This is a genomic window from Psychrilyobacter sp., assembly GCF_049671765.1.
GTDB lineage: Bacteria > Fusobacteriota > Fusobacteriia > Fusobacteriales > Fusobacteriaceae > Psychrilyobacter.
Window position 1 is genome coordinate 1 of sequence record NZ_JBATVM010000128.1, and the last position, 2,453, is coordinate 2,453.

Annotated in this window: 2 protein-coding genes and 1 pseudogene; 1 reads left to right on the forward strand and 2 read right to left on the reverse strand. The window is 30.3% G+C overall.

Going from position 1 to position 2,453, the window contains the following annotated elements; all coding sequences use genetic code 11:
* Positions 1-533, reverse strand: a pseudogene (locus tag WBG30_RS06395) (glutamate formimidoyltransferase); the annotation flags it as partial.
* A 183-nt stretch (positions 534-716) separates the two neighbouring features.
* Between WBG30_RS06395 and WBG30_RS06400 the strand changes: the two are divergent.
* Complete coding sequence (locus WBG30_RS06400) at positions 717-1,502, forward strand: formate/nitrite transporter family protein (RefSeq protein WP_424503816.1); 786 nt, start codon at positions 717-719, stop codon at positions 1,500-1,502.
* Between the two features lie 44 nt (positions 1,503-1,546).
* Here WBG30_RS06400 and WBG30_RS06405 read toward each other — a convergent pair whose 3' ends face one another.
* On the reverse strand, positions 1,547-2,017 hold the full coding sequence (locus WBG30_RS06405; RefSeq protein ID WP_424503817.1) for an HAD family hydrolase: 471 nt from the start codon (positions 2,015-2,017) through the stop codon (positions 1,547-1,549).
* Between the last annotated feature and the right edge of the window lie 436 nt (positions 2,018-2,453).

Here is a 2,453-nt window from a genome sequence, read left to right on the forward strand (position 1 = left end):
CCTACTCCTACTACTCCAGCTGTTTTATGTGGTACACATTCACCAAAATCTGGTTTCCATTGGGGATCTTTCAATTTTTCTGTCATTCCTTCAAATTGCCCTTTTCTTACAGTAGCAAGATTAATTCTTTCCTTGCAAGTAGCAGCCTCTTCATATAAAAATACCGGAACTTTATAACCATCAGCGATCTTTTTCCCCAATGTTATAGCTAATTCTACGCATTCCTCCATTTCTATATTTTTAATAGGTATAAATGGAACTACATCTGTGGCTCCCATCCTAGAATGTTCCCCCTTATGGAAATTTAAATCTAATAATTCTGTTGCAATTCCTATTGCCTCGTATACAGCTTCTAATACTTTTAATGGTTCTCCAATTATATTTACAACAGTTCTATTATAATTTTTGTCAGGTTCTACACTGAGAAGTTTTACTCCTTCTCTATTTTTCAAAGGTGTAATTATTTTTTCTATTTTTTTTAAATCTTTTCCCTCGCTAAAATTAGGCACGCATTGTATTACTTGTTTCAACATAACCTTGACCCCCCTAAAAATTTAAAATCTTTTACACCACTATATTAGTACTTTTTTAGCAATTTTCCAATTTTTTCTATCTTTTTTTTATAAGGTAAATAAAAAAAATATTTTTGATTTTATTTTTTTATGATATAATATAATTCATGTTCGAATTTAGTAATTTTAAAAGGGTGGTGTAAAATGTGTAAAGAAAACATGTACGATAATTATGAAACAGCAGGTAATGTTGTTAAGATGGGAGTTAAAAAAGCAAATAGTAAAAGTATTAATATCTTTTTGTTCGGTATCTTAGGCGGATTTTTTATTGCATTAGGGTATATGGGATATATGACTATTACCCAAACTATGAGAACTAGGGTAGACACAGGATTAGCTAGTTTTTTAGGGGCTAGTGTCTTTCCAGTTGGTATAATGTTATGTATAGTTGTAGGAGGTTCATTATTTACTAGTAATAATTTATTGACTCTTGCACTATTTGATAAAAAAATCAGTTTGAAAAATTTATTTAGAAATTGGACTTTAGTATGGCTAGGAAATTTTGTAGGTTCTATAATAGCTGCTGCACTAGCTATCACGGCAGGATTATATAAATCTGAAGCAATTCATTCTGTAGCTTTACATATGGCAGAACATAAAGCTGTTCTAGGATTTTCTCAAGCTGTAGCCAGTGGCTTTTTCTGTAATGTTTTAGTAGCTTTAGGTGTGTGGATGACAATGTCAGCCAAAGATCTTGTTTCTAAAGTTATAGGTGTTTGGTTCCCCGTTATGTTATTTGTACTTTGCGGATTCCAACATGTAGTTGCTAATATGTATGTTTTAAGTTTAGGAAAGATGTTAGGAGCAAACTATACTTTAGGAGAGATGTTTATGAATAACATTATCCCAGTTACCATTGGAAATGCTCTTTCTGGAGGATTAATTTTCCCAGCTATATATTATTTCTTATTGCTAAAAAAAGAAAAATAAATCTCAAACTAAAAGCCGACAAATTTGTCGGCTTTTTATTTTTTTTATTCCCTTCTCAAAGTAGCTATAAGTCTCTTTGGATTTTTAAAATTTTGTAGTGCATCTATTGGATTGGAACACACAATCTTTGATGCAAGAAGTGTTTCGGTACAAATACCTTCATGATAAAGAATCCCTATTCCTAAAACTGCTTCTTCTAACATAAGAAAGTCATTTTTTCCATTTCCTAAAGCTACAACATTGTCTGAACCCAGTTTTTTGACATATTCTGCTTTAGCTTTATCTTGATTTCCAGGTCCGATTTTGAATACTTCACAATTGATTCCATATAGTTCTTTTTCCACAGAACCAAAGCTATCCGCTGTAATCACATGGAATTTTATATCTTTTGATAGTTCATTTATAAGTTCTGCAACACCTTCTACAAGTTTTCCATCTAAAGCAATAGTTCCATTATAGTCTGAAACTATATGTTTTATATCAAATTCTTTCCCTCTGGGAATCTTTATTTTCATAGAATTCTCCTCCTTTTTTTCAATTTTACTACATTATTAAAGTTAACACAATTTTAATTTTTTCAATATACTTACAACATTTCATCTATTCTATATACTCATCATAGTTCAAATATTTATTCGTTATAATAACCAATTTTTTAAACTCTCTAGATAGGGGTTTCTAAGTAATTCTTCATTTCAGAAACGTATTAGTTATAAAACAGTATTTACGATAAAAAAAGGACTATATTGCCAAATATATAGTCCTTTTTAGTGTTGTATTCAAACAAAAAGTATTTTTTTGATACTTTTAAAAGCACTTTTAATACCCATCAAAGTAAATAGTATTTTCTATCCTTCCTACCTTCTCAACCCCAATAATACCAATGGTTAGAAGCCTTTGGTAGAGCCTTTTTCTTCCTATAATCCATAAAATTATAAGGGGAATTCCTTC

Bases quoted from the DNA above. Each gene is read 5' to 3' on its own strand.
- WBG30_RS06405 (WP_424503817.1), bottom strand. From the start codon at position 2,017: ATGAAAATAAAGATTCCCAGAGGGAAAGAATTTGATATAAAACATATA.
- WBG30_RS06400 (WP_424503816.1), top strand. From the start codon at position 717: ATGTGTAAAGAAAACATGTACGATAATTATGAAACAGCAGGTAATGTT.